Source organism: Halorussus limi, assembly GCF_023238205.1.
GTDB lineage: Archaea > Halobacteriota > Halobacteria > Halobacteriales > Haladaptataceae > Halorussus > Halorussus limi.
The window spans coordinates 983,617-1,001,089 of record NZ_CP096659.1; the positions used below are offsets into that span (position 1 = coordinate 983,617).

Below are 17,473 nucleotides of genomic sequence, written 5' to 3' on the forward strand. Positions count from 1 at the left end.
GCAAAAACCATTACTGTGACATCGTTTGACTAATTATCAGGAAATAGCTGGTTTTATTCTGAGGTTCTCCGATTGGCCGAACGCATGCGCAAATCCGCAACGTTGTTCCTGATTCTCTCTCTCGTCGTCGCGGGTGCGGTGCCGCCCGCCGCGGCGAGCGCCTCCGATTCGCACAGCACGACCGGGACCGCTGCGCCCGCACCGACCGCGGCGCAGACCCCGACGAACAACACGTCCGACGGCGCGACGACGCTGACCATCCTGTCGTACAACGACGTGCAGACCGCGGCCGCCCAGAACGGGACTCTGCCGCGGATGGTCACGCTCATCAACCAGCGCCGCGCCGCTCACGACAACCCGACCGTCGTGGTCGGCGGCGGTGACGAAGTGAGTCCTCACTCGCTCTCGCCGCTCACGCAGTGGCGAACCCCGGTCGAGGTCCTGAACGTCCTCGACCCGGCCGCCGAGGTCATCGGGAACCACGACCTCGACTACGGCTTCGACGCCGTGGCGAACTTCAGCGAGAACTCGGAGTTCCCGTGGCTGATGGCCAACGTCGTGGACGAGGAGACCGGCGAACCGATTCCCGGCACGAAGCCCTACACCGTCGTCGAGCGACGAGGCGTGAAGGTCGGCATCGTCGGCGTGGCCGACCGGAAGATCAAGTCCAAGACCTCGGTGGACTTCGACGAGCAGGGCTACGAACTGAAGAACTACTCCGACACCGCGAGCGAGTACGCCACGATGCTCAAACAGGAGAAGAACGTCGACGTGGTCGTCGTCTCGGCCCACCTCGGCGTTCCCGTGGCGAAGACCCTCGCCAACACCACCGAGAACGTCGACGCCATCGTGGTCGGCGACGACGAAATCGAGTACCCGCCCGCCGAAACCGGCGGCGCGGTCATCATGGAGGCCGAGGCCCGCGCGGAACACGTCGCGGAACTCAACCTCACCGTCGAGAACGGCAACGTGACGGGGTGGAACGGTCGCCTCCTCGACGTTACCGAGAACGTCTCGAAGAACGAGACCGTCTCGAACATCGTCACCGACGCCCGCAAGGCGGAACTCTCGAAGGTCGCCGGGCGGACGACGGTCGAACTCGACGCTCGGTTCGCCTCGAACTACCACGACGAGACCGCGCTCGGGAACATGATAGGCGACTCGTTCCGGGCACAGACCGGCGCAGAGGTCGCCATCACCAACGCGGGCGGCATCCGCTCGAACGGCGTCTACGGACCCGGCAACCTGACCGTCGGTGACGCGTACAACATGCTGCCGTTCAGCAACACGCTGGTCACCGTCGAACTCACCGGCGCGCAACTGGAGCAGTTGCTCGCCAGTCAGGTCGTCACGCTCGAAAGCGAGGAGGGCCAGCAGTACGGCGCGGAGTCCAAGTTGCAGGTCAGCGGCGTGACCTACGAGTGGGTCGGCCACAACGGCACGGACCGGATTCGGGACGCGTGGGTCGGCGGTGAACCGGTGAGCGACGACGAGACGTACAACGTCACGGTCAACTCCTACATGGCCGGGTGGGACGACTCGGTGCTCCAGAACGCCACCGTCGTCAGCGAGTCTCACATGCTGTACGGGACGGCCCTCGTGAAGTACGTCCGGTCGAACAGCCCCGTCTCGCCGACCGACGAGAACCGCATCCGGCGCGTCGACGCCGAGGTCGAGACGAAGTCCGTGACCGCGAGCGAGAGGACCGCGACGGTCGAACTCGCCGCGCCGAACGGCACCCAGAACCTCAGCGAGTTCTACGCGACGACCGGCGACGCGAGCGACCGCCTCGCGGCAGAATCGGTCTCGCTGTCGAACGGCACGGTGACGGTCGCGTTCGACATCGCCGAACTCCGCGAACTGTCGAGCGGCGACGCCGTCCAGATTTACGGCGGGTACAACACCTCGGCCTACCAGCGCGTCTACTTCAACAACTCCGTGCTGAACGCCGAGGTGTCGGCCGACGAGTTCGGCGCGGAGACGACCACGGCGACCACCACGGAGCCTGCTACCACGGTCGACACCACCACGGCGACGACCCGGGAGGCTCCGGTCGAGGACGGGACCGAGACGACGACCGGCGAGACCCACACCGACATTCCCGGCTTCACCCCGGTGACCGGCGTCGTCGCGCTGCTCGCGGCCGTGTTCGTGGTGCTGCGTCGAGTCTGACCGACGCCCGTTTTCTTTTTCTCGCGCTACGTCGATGGTCGTCTCGGACGGTTCCCCGGCGTCGCCTCGTGCCGGAAATCGAGACCCCCGCGTCGGATTTATATCCGCCGACACCCTACTCCGGAGCGTGAACGCCCGCACGAGTGCCCTCGACACGCTCGTCTTCGGCGTGGACGTCCAGAGCGGGGACGTCCGCGGCGACGCACCCTCCTACGCGCTCGTCGCGTTCGATGGCGAGAACATCGACCGCGACGTGGTATCTCACCGAAAGCTACGGCGACTCGTCGAGCGCGAAGAACCCACCCTCGTCGCGACCGACAACATGTACGAGTTGGCGTCCGACAAGGACGCGCTCGTCCACTTCCTGCGCGACCTCCCGGACGGGACTCGTCTCGTCCAGGTCACGGGTGCCGAGCGCCCCGAACCACTCTCGCGGGTCGCCTCGCGCCACGGGGTCCCCTACGGCAAGAAGCCGATGAAGGAGGCCGAGGCCGCCGCGCGACTCGCGGCCGGGAACGTCGGCTACGAGGTCGCTGCCTTCACCAACACCACCGAGATAAAGGTCTCGCGGGGGCGCTCGACCGGCAAGGGCGGATGGAGCGAGGACCGATACACCCGCCGGATTCACGGCGCGGTCCGGAAGCGAAGTCGAGAAATCGAGAGCGAACTGGACTCGGCGGGCCTCGACTACGAGCGCGACGCGACCGAGAAGTACGGCGGGTTCTCGAACGCCGTCTTCGAGGTCGAGGGCCGCCCCGAGGACATCCCGGTGTCGAACGAGCGCTCGGGCGACGTGCGCGTCGAGGTCGAACGCCAGCGCCGAGACGGCATCGAGTTCGAACCGCTCGCCAAGCGCCGCGACCACGTGCTGGTCGGCATCGACCCCGGAACCACCACTGCGGTCGCGGTGGCGGACTTGGACGGGAACCTCCTCGACGTGCTCAGCACGCGGACCGCCGACACCGCCGAAGTCATCGAGTGGATAATCGAGCGGGGCCGGCCGGTCGTGGTCGCCGCCGACGTGGAACCGATGCCCGAGACCGTCGAGAAGATTCGCCGAAGCTTCGACGCCGCCGGGTGGATTCCCCAGTCGGACCTGCCGGTCGACGAGAAGCAACACCGGACCCGCGACGACGACTACGACAACGACCACGAACGCGACGCGATGGCGGCCGCGCTCTTCGCGTTCGACGACCACGAGGACCAGTTCCAGCGCATCGCCGAGAAGGTGCCCCCGCGGATGGACCGCGGGGAAGTCACCGCGCGCGTGGTGGCGGGCGAAGACTCGGTGGAGACGGCGCTGGCCGCGCTCTCGGACGACGAGGAGACCGAGGAGGAGGAGACCGAACACACGCCCCGGGAACTCACCGCCGAGGAGAAGCGAATCAAGCAGTTGGAGGCCCAAGTCGAGCGCCTCGAAGACCACGTCGAGGACCTGAACGACACCATCGAGAGCAAGGAGGGCCGCATCGGGCAACTGGAGGGCGACCTCGAAGCCGCCAGAAGCGAGGAGCGCAAGGACGTTCGCGAGCGCCGGGAGGTCTCCCGACTCGAACGCGAGAACGACCGACTGGAGCGCGAACTCGACCAGAAGGACGAGCGCATCGAGGAACTGGAGGGCAAACTCGCGCGCCTCAAGGAACTCTGGAAACTCGACCACTCGAACTTCAGCGACGTCTCCGAGAAGAAGGCCGGACTCACGCCGGTCAAGCCCGTCGAGAAGTTCACCAAGGTCGCGATAGAGTCGGCCCATGAGAGCTTCGGACTGGCGACCGACGACATCGTGTACCTCCGGGACGCCTCGGGGGCGGGGCGCTCGACCGCCGAGCGACTCGCCGAGGTCGACCCGAAGGTCGTGCTAATCGGGGAAGGCGGACTCTCCGACGCGGCCGACCGCGTCCTCTTCGAGAACGAGATTCCGGTCGGTCCCGCCGACGACGTGACGATTCAGGAGGTCGACGAACTGGCCGTGACCCGCGAGCGGGAGGTCGAGGCGGTCATCGAGGACTGGGAGGAGGACGCCGAGAGCCGCCGAAAGGAGCAGAAGGCCGAGCAGTTGGACCGACTCATCAGCGAACACCGTGCCGACCGAAAGTACGACGCGGGGTCGGAGGCCAGCGGGCAGAGTCCGTGACGTAAATTTCGTCTTTTATTCGAGAAGAAATACCGCGAGAACCGCCGACGCGTTCTCGAATCGTTGGCACAGTCCCGGAACGCTAAAGCCGCGCGCGAGACACAGGTCGCGTATGGACGCCTACGAGTTGATTTCGCGGAACACCGAGGAGGTCGTGACCGAGGAGGAGGTCGAAGCGCTCGCCGAGGACCCCGAAGGCAAGCGCGTCTACGTCGGCTACGAGCCGTCGGGTGTCCTCCACATCGGGCACATGCTCACGGCGAACAAACTCATCGACCTCCAAGAGGCGGGGATGGAGGTCGTCATCCTGCTGGCGGACGTACACGCCTACCTCAACGGGAAGGGCACCTTCGAGGAGATAGAGGAGACCGCCGAGAAGATGCGCAAGCAGTTCCTCGCATACGGACTCGACGAAGACAAGACGGAGTTCGTCTACGGGTCGGAGTACCAACTGGACGACGACTACGCGCTGGACCTCCACAAACTGGAACTCGACACGACCCTCAACCGGGCCCAGCGCGCGATGGCCGAGATTCAGGGCGGCGAGACCGCGAAGGTCAGCCACGTGGTCTACCCCCTGATGCAGGCGCTGGACATAGAGTACCTCGATTTGGACCTCGCGGTGGGCGGACTCGACCAGCGCAAGGTCCACATGCTGATGCGCGAGGAGTTGCCCGAAATCGGCTACGAGGCGCGGCCGTGTCTGCACACGCCCATCCTCGCCGACCTCGGCACGGGCGAGGGCAAGATGTCGAGCAGTTCGGGCGTCACCATCTCGATGGAGGACTCGACCGAGGACATCGAGGAGAAGGTCAACTCGGCGTTCTGCCCGCCGACCCGCGACCCCGAGGACGACCTCGAGAACCCGGTCCTCGAAATCTTCCAGTACCACGTCTTCCCGCGGTTCGAGACCGTCGTGGTCGAGCGACCCGACGAGTACGGCGGGAATCTGGAGTACGACGACTACGAGGCGCTGGCCGAGGACCTCGAGAGCGGCGAACTCCATCCGGCGGACGCGAAGGGCGCGCTGGCGAACTACCTCGACGAGTTGGTCGCGCCGGGCCGCGAGAAGTTGCGAGAGATAGAGCAGTAATCGCCTCGTTCTCTCTCCAATCGAGCGGACGCGTCGAACGATATTCTTCGTTCGTCAGTCGGCCAGAGTCGGTCGGACAGAAGTCGTACCGCGAACGGTTCTACTGGAAGCCACCGCCACCGCCGCCCATCATCCCGCCGAGACCGAAACTCGACATGAGGCCCGAGACGAGGCCCCACGCCGTGAGGACGAATCCGAGGACGACGAGTCCGATTCCGGCCGCGATGATGAGGTTCTGGAGTGCGATGACTGCGATTCCGCCGAGCAGGAGCAACACCCCGACGATGCCTTTCGCGCCGAGTTTGTCGAACATACGTCGGGGTGGGTTCGGGCGTAACTTAAACTCCCTTGCTCCGGCGGCGGGACGACGAACGACGGCGGATTTAAACCTCCCCGTCTCCAAACCGGAAATATGAGTGACAACGACGGCGGACGGCGGAAGAACCTCCGCATGCCCGACGACGACGAGGTTTTCGCCACTGTCACGAATATGCTCGGGGCGAACCGCGTAAAAGTACGATGTGCCGACGGAACTGAGCGCACCGCTCGGATTCCGGGCAAGATGCAAAAGCGCATTTGGATTCGAGAGGACGACGTGGTGCTGGTCGAACCGTGGGACTGGCAGGACGAGAAGGCCGACATCAAGTGGCGCTACGACAAGCAGGAAGCCGACCAACTCCGCGAAGAAGGCCACATCCAGTAGAGACGCGGGCCGTCCTCCGGCGCTCTCGCTCGCGGGAGAGCGACCGGTCGGACGACGTTCGGCCGCTTCGCCCGAACGGCTCTGACGCTACCTCCGACGGAAGTAGTTGGACTTTTTCACCGACAAAGTAACGTCGGCGTCGGGTGGTTACGTCTGTGTCAGGGCACCAGACCCCAATAGGCAAGAACGCGGGATTGCGATTACCCGTTAAGTGTTTAGTCCCTACTGTTCGGTATGTCATCACAGCAGTCCGAAACCGACGACCCCGAGGTAGCCCACGACGAGGAGATTCCGACCGCAATCGAGGCCATCCGGTCCCGACGGTCGGGTCACAACTTCGACCCCGACGCCAAGCTCGACGACGAGACGCTCGAAGCGCTGATTCGAGACGCCGCGCTCGCGCCCTCGTCGTACAACCTCCAGCCGTGGGAGTTCGTCGCCGTGCAGAACGACGACGCGCTCGACGAGGTCGTGGAACTGGCTTACGGGCAGGAACACGTCAAGGAAGCCGGCACCGCGATTCTGGTGGTCGGCCACACCGAACCCGAGACGGCCGACCGCGTCTTCGAGGAGTGGGTCGAAGCGGGCCGCTTCGACGCGGAGACCGGCGAGCAGGTCAAAGAGCAGACGGTCGCCGGCTACCAGAGCGAGCAGGCCGGGCGCGACTACGGCATCCGGAACGCCAGCCTCGCGGCCCAGAACCTGCTGCTGTCGGCCCACGCCCGCGGCCTGACCGCCACGCCGATGAGCGGTTTCGACTTCGAGGGGATGGCCGAGTTCCTCGACCTGCCCGAGGACAAGATTCCGGTGATGCTCATCGCCGTCGGACCGAGCGGCGGCGAGGAACCCGAGCGACTCCCGCGACGCGACGTCGAGGAGATTCTCCACCGCGAGACGTACTGAAGTCTACTCCCTCGTACCGAAGCCCACCCTTTTATCGCTGGGCGCGCTAGGTCCGGTCAGATGACGGAGGAGCACAGCCTGCTCGAACCCGAGAACGTCGAGGGCGTCGGGGACGAGTGGGAGGAGATAGACGTATCCGACACCGAGGCCGACAAAGTCCAGCGCCAGCGCGACCGGGAGTTCAACGAGTTCCGCGAGCGATTGAAGAACACCGAACAGTTCAAAGTCGAGCAGTCGGTGTTCGACGACGCCACGCTGGCGGCCCTCTACAAACTGGTTCAGGACGGCTACGTGCAGGCGTTCGGCGGCCCCATCTCCTCGGGGAAAGAGGCGAACGTCTACACCGCACTCGGGAGCGAGGAACGCGGCGAGGTAGCGGTGAAGGTCTACCGCATCAACGCCTCGGACTTCCGGGACATGCGCGAGTACCTCGTCGGCGACCCCCGGTTCGAGGAGTTGGGCGGCAACAAGAAGCGGGTCGTCCTCGCGTGGACCCGCAAGGAGTTCGCCAACCTCAAGCGCGCCCGGAAGGCCGGCGTGCGCGTCCCCGAACCCATCGCGGTCCAACGGAACGTCCTCGTCATGGAGTTTCTGGGGTCCGACGGCGAGCGCGCGCCGACCCTCGACGACGCCCACCTCGAAAATCCCGAGACCACCTTCGAGGTGGTCCGCGAGTACATGCGACGACTCTACGACGCCGGACTGGTCCACGGCGACCTGAGCGAGTACAACATCATCGTCCACGACGGCGAACTCGTCATCATCGACCTCGGTCAGGCCGTGACGATTCACCACCCTAACAGCGACGACTTCCTGACGCGGGACTGCGCCAACGTCGCCTCCTTCTTCCAGCGACAGGGGATGGACGTTCACGGCGACGAGTTGGAGGCGTGGATTCGGGAGAACGCCGACCCGGACAAGTGAGTCGGAGCGTCGGCCGGGCGAGCGGTCGGCGAAACGCTGATACTCCCGGAGCGGCTACGTGAACTCGATGGAGTCCGCTCTCCGCACTTGGCGCTGGCAGTCGCCCGGAGAGCGGACAGTGTCGTAACCGAGGGCGCACCGGCCTTCACCGGGCGTCCGAGGCGGCGGCGCTCACTCGCTTTCTCGCGCATCGACTTCCGAGCGCCAGCCACCCGTATCCAGACACATGGCAGAAGACACCACGACAGACGACACCGCAACCGAAAACGCCGCGACGGACGACGCGACGCGAGACGCCGAGTTCACCGTCACCCCCGACACCGTCGAGGGCGACGTCGACTACCGCGAACTGCTCGAACGCTTCGGCGCGGACGAACTGACCGACGAACAGGTAGCCCGCTTCCCCGACCCGCACCCGATGGTTCGCCGGAAGGTGTTCTACGCGGGCCGGGACGTTGACAGGTTCCTCGACGCCGTAGAGCGTGGCTCTGCAGGCAACTCGACGCAGGTCGACGAGGCCGCGGAGTCGGGCGAGACCGTCTCGCTCGTGACAGGCGTCGGCCCCTCGGGACCGATGCACGTCGGCCACGCGATGCACTTCTACCACGCCAAGCACCTCCAAGAGCGGACCGGCGCGCACGTCTACGTCCCCGTGTCGGACGACGAGAAGTACTTCGGGAAGGACCTCTCGCTGGCCGAGGTCGGCGAGTACGCGCGCGAGAACCTGCGCGACCTGCTGGCAGTCGGCTTCGACCCCGAGCGAACCCGCATCGTGGTCGATACCGCCGACGCTGACGTGATATATCCGCTCGCGGCCCAGTTCGCCAAGCACGTCACCCAGTCGACGATGGAGGCGACGTATGGGCGACCCGACAACGTCGGGGCGTCGTTCTACCCCGCCGTCCAAATCGCCCATCTGCTCTTGCCCCAACTGGTCCACGGGCGACACGCCAGCCTCGTTCCCATCGCGGCCGACCAAGACCCCCACGTCCGCCTCGCGCGCGACGTTGCGGGGAAAGAGCGCTTCGACGTGGACAAGCCCGCGGCCCTGCTGAGCAAGTTCCTGCCGACGCTCGACGGGCCGGGGAAGATGAGCAGTTCGGACAGCGCGCCCGCCATCTACCTCACCGACGACCGCGAGACGGTCGAGGAGAAGGTCCAGACCCACGCCTACTCCGGCGGACGGTCGAGCCTCGACGCTCACCGCGAACACGGCGGCGCCCCCGAGGTGGACGTCGCCTACCAACTGCTCGCGTTCTTCTTCGAGGAGGACGACGCGACCCTCGATAGACTCGCTCGGGAGTACCGGGCGGGCGACCTCCTCAGCGGGGAACTCAAGGCCTACGCCGCCGAGAAAATCGGAGACCTCCTCGAAGGCCATCGGGAGCGCCGCGAGCGCATCGACGACCTCGAAGCCGAGTTCGAGAAGTACCGGCTCACCGACGACGAACGCGAGCGCGCGCTCCCGGAGGGCGTCGGTCGCTTCGACTGACCAGTGGCGGTTTTTCTATTCGTTCGCACGCGGACGAAGGCTTAAAAGACCCCGAGCGAGTACGTATTCGCATGCAACACGTGAAGATTCCGCAGGACCGAATCGGTGTTCTCATCGGCGAAGGAGGTGAGACGATGCGCGAAATCGAGAGTCGCGCGGAGGTGCGACTCGACATCGACTCCGAGAACGGGAAGGTCGAGATCGAGAAGAACGGCGACCCCATCCTCGGCCTCAAGGGACCGGAGATCGTGAAGGCCATCGGCCGCGGGTTCGCGCCCGACGAGGCGCTCACGCTTCTGGACGACGACATGATGATGTTCGACATCATCGACATCGACGCCGCCGCCCGGAACAAGAACGACCTCGAACGCCAGAAGGGGCGACTCATCGGCGAGAACGGCCGGACTCGGGAACTCATGGAGGAGTTGACCGGCGCGAGCGTCGTCATCTACGGCACCACGATGGGCGTCATCGGCAGTCCCAAGCAGGTCGACGTCGTCCGGAGCGCCGCCGAGATGATTCTCGACGGTGCGCCCCACGGGTCGGTGTACTCGTTCCTCGAACGCAAGCGCAACGAGATGAAGCGCGAGGGGATGGAGTTCCACCAGTTCCCCGGATAGGCGTCCTCTTCTTTCGGAGCGTTCGGCAGTTTCGGCTCGGGGTTTCGTTGTCACAGCGGTATCGTCGAGCGTTCCCTCAGTAATGTTACTCTTCTAATATGTAGAGAAGCGATGAAATACAGAGACGCCCGTCTCGGAATCGAAATCGAGTGCGTCTCTGTCCGAGCCGACGGTTCGCACCATAGTATATAAAACCCGATGTGATAACCATTCCCATATCATGTGTCGGCTTCTGTGCATGGCGTTCTCACGGCGTTTAGGGAAAGGTTTATGTAGAATGGCAATCAATCATTGCAACGAACATGGCACAACGAATGGGCAACCAGCCGATGATTGTACTTTCCGAGGACAGCCAGCGCACCTCCGGGAAGGACGCGCAGTCGATGAACATCACCGCCGGGACCGCCGTCGCCGAGGCCGTTCGGACGACGCTCGGTCCGAAAGGGATGGACAAGATGCTCGTGGACTCCACGGGCGAAGTCGTCGTCACGAACGACGGCGTGACCATCCTCAAGGAGATGGACATCGAGCACCCCGCGGCCAACATGGTCGTGGAAGTCTCCGAGACGCAGGAGGACGAGGTCGGCGACGGGACGACCAGCGCGGTCGTCGTCGCCGGTGAACTCCTCGAAAAGGCCGAGGACCTCCTCGAACAGGACATCCACGCGACCACGCTCGCGCAGGGGTACCGTCAGGCCGCCGAGAAGGCCAAGGACATCCTCGAAGAGAAGGCCATCGACGTGGACGCCGACGACACCGAATACCTCGAGAAGATCGCGTCCACCGCGATGACCGGCAAGGGCGCGGAGAACTCCAAGGAGTACCTCGCCGAACTCGTCGTCCGCGCGGTCCAGAGCGTCGCCGACGAGGACGGCGTCGACACGGACAACGTCAAGGTCGAGACGGTCGTCGGCGGTTCCATCGACCAGTCCGAACTCGTCGAAGGCGTCATCGTGGACAAGGAGCGCGTCCACGAGAACATGCCCTACTTCGTCGAGGACGCGAACATCGCCCTGCTCGACGACGCCCTCGAAATCAAGGAGACCGAAATCGACGCCGAGGTCAACGTCACCGACCCCGACCAGCTTCAGCAGTTCCTCGACCAGGAAGAGGAGCAGCTCCGCGAGATGGTCGACAAGCTCGAAGAGGTCGGCGCCGACGTCGTCTTCGTGGACGGCGGCATCGACGACATGGCCCAGCACTTCCTCGCGGAAGCGGGCATCATCGCGGTCCGCCGCGCCAAGTCCGACGACCTGAGCAAGCTGGCCCGCTCGACCGGCGCGAACATCGTCAGCAGCGTCAAGGACATCGAGGCCGACGACCTCGGCTTCGCCGGCTCCGTCGCCCAGAAGGACGTCGGCGGCGACCAGCGCATCTTCGTCGAGGACGTCGAAGAGGCCAAGTCCGTCAGCCTCATCCTCCGCGGCGGCACCGAACACGTCGTGGACGAAGTCGAGCGCGCCATCGAGGACAGTCTCGGCGTCGTGCGCGTCACGCTGGAGGACGGCAAGGTCGTCCCCGGCGGCGGCGCGCCCGAGACGGAACTCGCGCTCGAACTGCGCGACTACGCCGACTCCGTCGGCGGCCGCGAACAGCTCGCGGTCGAAGCGTTCGCCGACACCCTCGAAGTCATCCCGCGCACCCTCGCCGAGAACGCGGGTCTCGACCCCATCGACTCGCTGGTCGACCTCCGCAGTCAGCACGACGGCGGTAACTTCAACGCGGGTCTCGACGCCTACACCGGCGACATCGTGGACATGGAGGAGGACGGCGTGGTCGAGCCGCTCCGAGTCAAGACGCAGGCCATCGAGTCCGCCACCGAGGCGGCCGTCATGCTGCTCCGCATCGACGACGTCATCGCCGCGGGCGACCTGAAAGGCGGTCAGGTCGACAGCGACGACGGCGGCGACCCCGGCGCTGGCGGCCCCGGCGGCGGTATGGGCGGCGGCATGGGCGGCATGGGCGGTATGGGCGGTATGGGCGGCGCGATGTAAGCTAGGCCCACCGCCTCGCTTCACCGCTCCACCGACGCTCGACCGCACCGACCGACCATCCGATTCAGTTGCGCGCTGTCGTCTGGCACCGCGTCCCGGAACCCATTTCGTTCTGCTTTCTTCGCGTCCGCCGACCGAACAGCGTTCGCTGCGGGCGGCGCAGTCGAATCTGGCGGCCGACCGTCGGTGGCATCCGAACGCCGACCGGTCAGTCGTCGGAGTCCTCGGTGACGTCGAACGTGTCGTCGTCCGCCACGAGGAGACTCCGGAGCAGGACGAGGACCGGGAACACTTCGAGTCTACCGGCCCACATGACGACCACCAGCGTCAGCTTCGCCGACCCCGGCATCTCCGCGCCCGTGATGCCCGTCGAGAGTCCGACGGCGCTGACGGCGCTGGCCACGTCGAAAACGATTCGCGCGAGCGGAACCGAGTCGGGCATGAGTATCGCGAGGGCGAGGACGCCGAAGACGAACGTTCCGAACCACAGGACCGTCACGAACGACGCGTCGTCGTAGTTGGTCGCGGCGTGTCGGGTGACGATGGAACCGATGTACGACGACTCGCTGGCCGCCGCGTCCCGGTACCCGGTGTCGCCGCCGGGAAAGAACACGTTCGTCACCCTGTGCCACGTCCCCTTGACGAGGCTGAGACCCCGAATCACCTTGATGCCCGCCGCGGTCGAACCCATCGCGCCGCCGACGAACATCCCGAGAGTGACGACGACGAGCGCCGAGGTCGGCCACGAACCCACCGAGGCAGTCCCGAACCCGGCGCACGTCATCGCCGACACGAACTGAAACGTCCCGTACAGGGCGGCCGACTGGGCCGACGGGTACGTCGCGTCGAACGCGAGCAGTCCCGTGACCGCGACCGACCCGACGGCGAGCGACACCCACAGCCACCGCGACTGGAGGTCGACGTAGAACTCCCGGAGGTCGCCCCGGAGCGCGAGGTAGTACACCGGAACCGGGACCGCCCCGACCACCATAATCGGCATCAGCGCGACCTGCACGGGGGCACCGTAGGCCGCCGCGCTCGCGTCGGTTACCGTGAACCCGCCGGTCGAGATGGCGGACAGGCCGTGGTTGAGGGCCGCCCACGCCGACATCCCGACCGCCCAGAGGACCGCAATCGACGCGAGCGTGGCGACCGAGAACGCGAGCAGCATCGCGCGAGGTTCGGCCGGTCGCGACTTCATCTCGCCCACGGGAATCTCGCTCTCGTAGTAGTGGGCGAGCGGTCCGGCCGACTCGAACACCGACACGACCAAGACGACGATGCCGACGCCGCCGACCCACTGGAGGAGCGACCGCCAGAACTGGAGCGTCGCCGGAAGCCGACTCTCGTGGCGGGTCACCGTCAGACCCGTGCCGGTGAGTCCGCTGACCGCCTCGAACAGCGCGTTCGTCGGCGAGCGGAACGCCGCGAGGGTCGGAGAGAGCGGCGGGGCCGACGCCAGCGTCGGCTCCAGCGCGACCGTCCACGCCAGCGAGAGGAAGGGGAGCGCGCCGAACGCCCCGACCACCAGCCAGACGGCCGCGGCCGACGCGTAACTCAGCGCCTTGTCGCGGGTCTCCGAAGGAGTGCCCGCCCGCTTGAACCCGACGCCCGCGAGGAACGTCGCGAGGGCGGACCCGAGAACGCCGGGCACGGCGTAGTACTCGCCAGCGGCGAGCGAGACGGCGACCAGCGATGCGGTGATGCAACTGAAGTACTCAAGCGCCCGGCCGACGTTCCAGAACGTTGCGCGCCGGTCCCACTCCATCGTCCCTCCGGAGTTCGGGTTTGAGACTTGTAAACTGCGCGTCCGCCGAAGTTAGAAGTCGCTCAGCAGCGTGTTCGAGACGAGTTTCGAGATGCCCCGCCGGATGCGCTCGGAGGCCGACTGGCCGCTGACGCCGAGTTCCTCGCCCAACTCCTCCAGCGCCACCTCTCGCGGGACCTCGAAGTAGCCCACGCGCTCTGCGGTCGTCAGAGCGTCTCGCTGTTCCGCGCTCAGGCCGAACTCGTCTTCGAGTTCTCCGTCGCCGGGCGTGTAAAGTCGCCGGAGTCGGAAGGTCACGTCTCGTTCGGCGCAGCGTCTGCGCATCTCGACCACCGAGTCCCGGTCCGGAAATCGGACCCGTCGCTCCCACCCGTCGGCCGACCCGGTCGCGGCCATCGGCGACGCGCCGAGTCGCTGATAGAGGGGGTAGATCGGGCAGAGGTTGTCGGGGTCGAGACGAATCCGGTAGAGCTTCCGGTCGCCGAGCGCTTCGATGGCGGCGCTCTCTCGGACCGACTCGTCGCGTTCGAGCCCGGTTTCGAGTCGGCCGAAGTCGCCGCCGAACGCCCAGAGCATCATCACGGGCACGTCGAACTCGGTGGCCATCTGCTGTTCGAGTTCGACGGTCACGTCCGGGGCCGCGTCGAGCGCAGCCGACAGCGCGAGTTCCGACGACCGGAGGGAGAACTCGGCAATAAGGCTCATTAGGGACCACTACTCTCGATTGCTTGAAAGCCTGTCGATACTAAATCAACTTCGCGTACACCCTAGTCGAACTCACCTCTCCTCGATGTCGAGTTCGAACTGCTCGTGTTCGCTGGCCGCGTTCAGGACGACGCTGGTGTTGCTCTCCTTGATGTCCGGGTCGTTGAGCAGGGTCTTGATGCCGCGGTTCATCCCGTCGGTGTCGGCGAACTTGCCGACCGCGATGATGTCGTAGTCGCCCGTGACCTCGTAGACGCTTATCATCTGGTCGTGGCTCCGGAGGTTCTCGGTAACGTCGGCCAACGCGTTGCCCTCGACCTTGAGTTGGATAATCGCGGTCACGTCGTAGCCGAGCGCGTCGTAGTCGACCTTCGGCGTGTAGCCGTCGATGATGCCCTGGTCTTCGAGGTCGTTGAGGTGGTTCGAGACGGTCGTGACCGACACGTCGAGGTCCTCGGCGAGACTCCGGAGACTCGCTCGTCCGTCGCCCAATAGCGCATTCACCAACTTCGCGTCGAGGTTTTCGTACGTCATTACGTTCACCGACGGTCGCCGGCCTTTAGAATTTTACGAATATCCAGTTCTAGTCCGGAAACACAGAATTGCGCGGACCAATAAGGTTTTAATAGTTGATGTAGTTGTGAACAACGACGACAAAGATGACGGATGGACAAATCGCCGCCAGCAAGGAATCGGGGCTGACCGAAGCCGAAGAGGACGTGCTCGACCAGATAGAGGAAGAAAACGTCGACTTCGTTCGCCTCCAGTTTACCGACATCACCGGAACCGTGAAGAACGTCAGCGTGCCCGCCTCGCAGGTCGAGAAGGCCTTCGAGGAGGGCATCTGGTTCGACGGCTCCTCCATCGAGGGGTTCGTCCGGATTCAAGAGAGCGACATGCGTCTCGAACCCGACCCCGAGACGTTCGCCGTGCTCCCGTGGCGCTCGGACGGCGACACGGCGAGCGCGCGCCTCATCTGTGACGTGGTGAACACCGACGGGACGCCGTTCGAGGGCGGTCCCCGGCAGGTGCTCAAGAGCGTCCTCGCGGAGGCCGAGGAGATGGGTTACACGGTCAGCATCGGTCCCGAACCCGAGTTCTTCCTGTTCGAGAAGGACGAGAAGGGGAAGGCGACGACCATCCCCCACGACTCGGGCGGCTACTTCGACCTCGCGCCGAAGGACCTCGCGAGCGACGTGCGCCGTGAGATAATCTTCACGTTGGAGCAGATGGGCTTCGAGGTCGAGGCCAGCCACCACGAGGTGGCCGACGGCCAACACGAAATCAACTTCAAGTACGACGACGCGCTGTCGGCCGCGGACAACATCGCGACCTTCCGTGCGGTCGTCCGCGCCGTCGCCGAGCAGAACGACATCCACGCGACGTTCATGCCCAAGCCCATCAGCGCCATCAACGGGTCGGGCATGCACAGCCACATCAGCCTCTTCGACGACGAGGGCAACGCCTTCGCCGACGAGGACGACGAGTTCAACCTGAGCGAGACCGCCTACAAGTTCATGGGCGGCGTCCTGAACCACGCCGAGGCGTTCACCGCGGTCACGAACCCGACGGTCAACTCCTACAAGCGTCTCGTCCCCGGCTACGAGGCCCCGGTCTACGTCGCGTGGAGCGACGTGAACCGCACCGCGCTCATCCGCGTCCCCGACGCCGCCGGCGCGAGTTCCCGGTTCGAGATTCGCAGTCCCGACCCGTCCTCGAACCCCTACCTCGCGCTCGCCGTCGTCATCAAGGCCGGACTCGAAGGTATCGAGAACGACGCCGACCCGGGCGACCCCGTCCGGGAGGACATCTACGAGTTCGACGACGCCAAACTCGACGAGTACGGCATCACCACGCTCCCCGGTAGCCTCGACAGCGCACTCGACGCGCTCGAAGAGGACGACGTAGTTCGGGAGGCGCTCGGCGACCACGTCACCGAGAAGTTCGTGGAGGCCAAGCGCGCCGACTACGCCGACTACAAGACTCACGTCTCGGCGTGGGAGAAAGAGAAGTACCTCGAAAAGTTCTGAGTCGGGTCTCCGAACGCTCCGGCGCGGACCTCGAAACGCGACGCTTCCTTCTCAGGTCGGCGACGCCGACCGAACGCTTTTCGCGCGCTCGACGGCCAGCGGCAACAGCAGGATTCCCACGGGTACCACGAGGTTCAGGACGAACACGCCCGCGAGCGGGAGCGTGAGTCTGTTGCCCGCGTAGCCGACCGCGCCGAGCGCGGCCAGTCCGACCGCCGCGGCGGGCAGGTGGACCGACTCGCCGGGCCTCGCGTCCAGCGCCGACCACGTCGCGCCGGCACCGGTGATGCCGGCGACCATGGCGACCGAGTCGTGGGTCAGACCGTTCGTGACGACCGCCGCGAGGGTCAAGCCGGCGGCGACGACGAACCCGCGGGTCGGACTCCACTCGGTCACGTAGAGGAGCGCCGCGAGGTACGCCAGTCCGACCGCGACGCCGACGACCACGTCGACGACGTAGTGGACGCCGATGACGAGACGCGACGTCGCCACGACGGCCACGACGGTTCCCGCCCCGATGGCGCGCCACCGGTGGGAGCCGCGTTCGAGGACGAGCGCGAGCAGTCCCCACAGAACCGTCGCGCCGATGGCGTGACCGCTCGGGAAGCCGTAGCCGCTGGCGTGACCGGCGTACAACTCGGTCGGCGGACGGGGGAGCGCGAACAGTCCCTTGAGCGCGAGGGTCAGCGCCAGCGCGCCGAGGACCGCCGAGAGCGCGAACGCGCCGCGCCGCCGGTTGCCGAACCAGTAGACGAGAGCGACCGCGGAAAAGAGGAACCACGCGTCGCCCAGTTGGGTGAGCAGCGCGAACAGTTCGCGGACCCACGGCGAGAGCAGTCGTTCGAGCGATGCGGTGACACCGACTCCGCGTCCGGGCATGGAGCGGTGATACTCATGGGGGAAGGATATACGCTACGACCGAGCGCGGCGCCGAC

At 65.7% G+C, this 17,473-nt stretch carries 15 protein-coding genes; 10 read left to right on the plus strand and 5 right to left on the minus strand.

Annotated elements, in window-relative coordinates:
- Positions 1 to 84: 84 nt before the first annotated feature.
- The 3 genes from M0R89_RS05085 to M0R89_RS05095 all read left to right on the plus strand — a co-directional run bounded on the left by M0R89_RS05085 (position 85) and on the right by M0R89_RS05095 (position 5,399).
- Positions 85 to 2,172: a 5'-nucleotidase C-terminal domain-containing protein gene (locus M0R89_RS05085; RefSeq protein WP_248651484.1), complete on the plus strand. Its 2,088-nt coding sequence runs from the start codon at positions 85 to 87 to the stop codon at positions 2,170 to 2,172.
- A gap of 127 nt (positions 2,173 to 2,299) precedes the next feature.
- Positions 2,300 to 4,306 carry a DUF460 domain-containing protein gene (locus tag M0R89_RS05090; protein WP_248651485.1) on the plus strand — a complete coding sequence of 669 codons (2,007 nt, stop codon included), beginning with the start codon at positions 2,300 to 2,302 and terminating at the stop codon, positions 4,304 to 4,306.
- A 112-nt stretch (positions 4,307 to 4,418) separates the two neighbouring features.
- The gene (locus M0R89_RS05095) at positions 4,419 to 5,399 is read left to right on the plus strand and encodes a tyrosine--tRNA ligase (protein WP_248651486.1); all 981 of its coding nucleotides are present in this window, start codon (positions 4,419 to 4,421) and stop codon (positions 5,397 to 5,399) included.
- 100 nt (positions 5,400 to 5,499) lie between these two features.
- Here M0R89_RS05095 and M0R89_RS05100 read toward each other — a convergent pair whose 3' ends face one another.
- On the minus strand, positions 5,500 to 5,712 hold the full coding sequence (locus M0R89_RS05100) for a DUF7470 family protein (protein ID WP_248651487.1): 213 nt from the start codon (positions 5,710 to 5,712) through the stop codon (positions 5,500 to 5,502).
- 99 nt (positions 5,713 to 5,811) lie between these two features.
- Between M0R89_RS05100 and eif1A the strand changes: the two genes are divergently transcribed.
- The 6 genes from eif1A to thsA all read left to right on the plus strand — a co-directional run bounded on the left by eif1A (position 5,812) and on the right by thsA (position 12,035).
- Entirely contained in the window at positions 5,812 to 6,102 is a 291-nt protein-coding gene (gene eif1A / locus M0R89_RS05105; RefSeq protein WP_135824748.1) for a translation initiation factor eIF-1A, read from the plus strand.
- Positions 6,103 to 6,336: 234 nt separating this feature from the next.
- Entirely contained in the window at positions 6,337 to 7,005 is a 669-nt protein-coding gene (locus tag M0R89_RS05110; protein WP_248651488.1) for a nitroreductase family protein, read from the plus strand.
- A 60-nt stretch (positions 7,006 to 7,065) separates the two neighbouring features.
- Positions 7,066 to 7,929, plus strand: a complete 864-nt coding sequence (gene rio1, locus M0R89_RS05115) for a serine/threonine-protein kinase Rio1 (RefSeq protein ID WP_248651489.1) — start codon at positions 7,066 to 7,068, stop codon at positions 7,927 to 7,929.
- A gap of 226 nt (positions 7,930 to 8,155) precedes the next feature.
- Positions 8,156 to 9,421 (plus strand): tryptophan--tRNA ligase, encoded by a 1,266-nt coding sequence (locus M0R89_RS05120; RefSeq protein ID WP_248651490.1) that lies wholly within the window; start codon positions 8,156 to 8,158, stop codon positions 9,419 to 9,421.
- Positions 9,422 to 9,492: 71 nt separating this feature from the next.
- The gene (locus M0R89_RS05125; protein WP_248651491.1) at positions 9,493 to 10,041 is read left to right on the plus strand and encodes a KH domain-containing protein; all 549 of its coding nucleotides are present in this window, start codon (positions 9,493 to 9,495) and stop codon (positions 10,039 to 10,041) included.
- 314 nt (positions 10,042 to 10,355) lie between these two features.
- Positions 10,356 to 12,035 (plus strand): thermosome subunit alpha, encoded by a 1,680-nt coding sequence (gene thsA, locus M0R89_RS05130; RefSeq protein WP_248652319.1) that lies wholly within the window; start codon positions 10,356 to 10,358, stop codon positions 12,033 to 12,035.
- Positions 12,036 to 12,243: 208 nt separating this feature from the next.
- On the opposite strand, the gene M0R89_RS05135 is transcribed toward thsA, so the two are convergent.
- The 3 genes from M0R89_RS05135 to lrp form a co-directional block, all read right to left on the minus strand.
- Positions 12,244 to 13,803, minus strand: a complete 1,560-nt coding sequence (locus M0R89_RS05135; protein ID WP_248651492.1) for a TrkH family potassium uptake protein — start codon at positions 13,801 to 13,803, stop codon at positions 12,244 to 12,246.
- A 51-nt stretch (positions 13,804 to 13,854) separates the two neighbouring features.
- On the minus strand, positions 13,855 to 14,508 hold the full coding sequence (locus M0R89_RS05140; protein ID WP_248651493.1) for a helix-turn-helix domain-containing protein: 654 nt from the start codon (positions 14,506 to 14,508) through the stop codon (positions 13,855 to 13,857).
- A gap of 72 nt (positions 14,509 to 14,580) precedes the next feature.
- Entirely contained in the window at positions 14,581 to 15,042 is a 462-nt protein-coding gene (gene lrp, locus M0R89_RS05145; RefSeq protein ID WP_248651494.1) for an HTH-type transcriptional regulator Lrp, read from the minus strand.
- 125 nt (positions 15,043 to 15,167) lie between these two features.
- Here lrp and glnA point away from each other — a divergent pair, with 125 nt between their 5' ends.
- Positions 15,168 to 16,538 (plus strand): type I glutamate--ammonia ligase, encoded by a 1,371-nt coding sequence (gene glnA, locus M0R89_RS05150; RefSeq protein ID WP_248651495.1) that lies wholly within the window; start codon positions 15,168 to 15,170, stop codon positions 16,536 to 16,538.
- A gap of 51 nt (positions 16,539 to 16,589) precedes the next feature.
- On the opposite strand, the gene M0R89_RS05155 is transcribed toward glnA, so the two are convergent.
- Entirely contained in the window at positions 16,590 to 17,417 is an 828-nt protein-coding gene (locus tag M0R89_RS05155) for a phosphatase PAP2 family protein (RefSeq protein ID WP_248651496.1), read from the minus strand.
- Between the last annotated feature and the right edge of the window lie 56 nt (positions 17,418 to 17,473).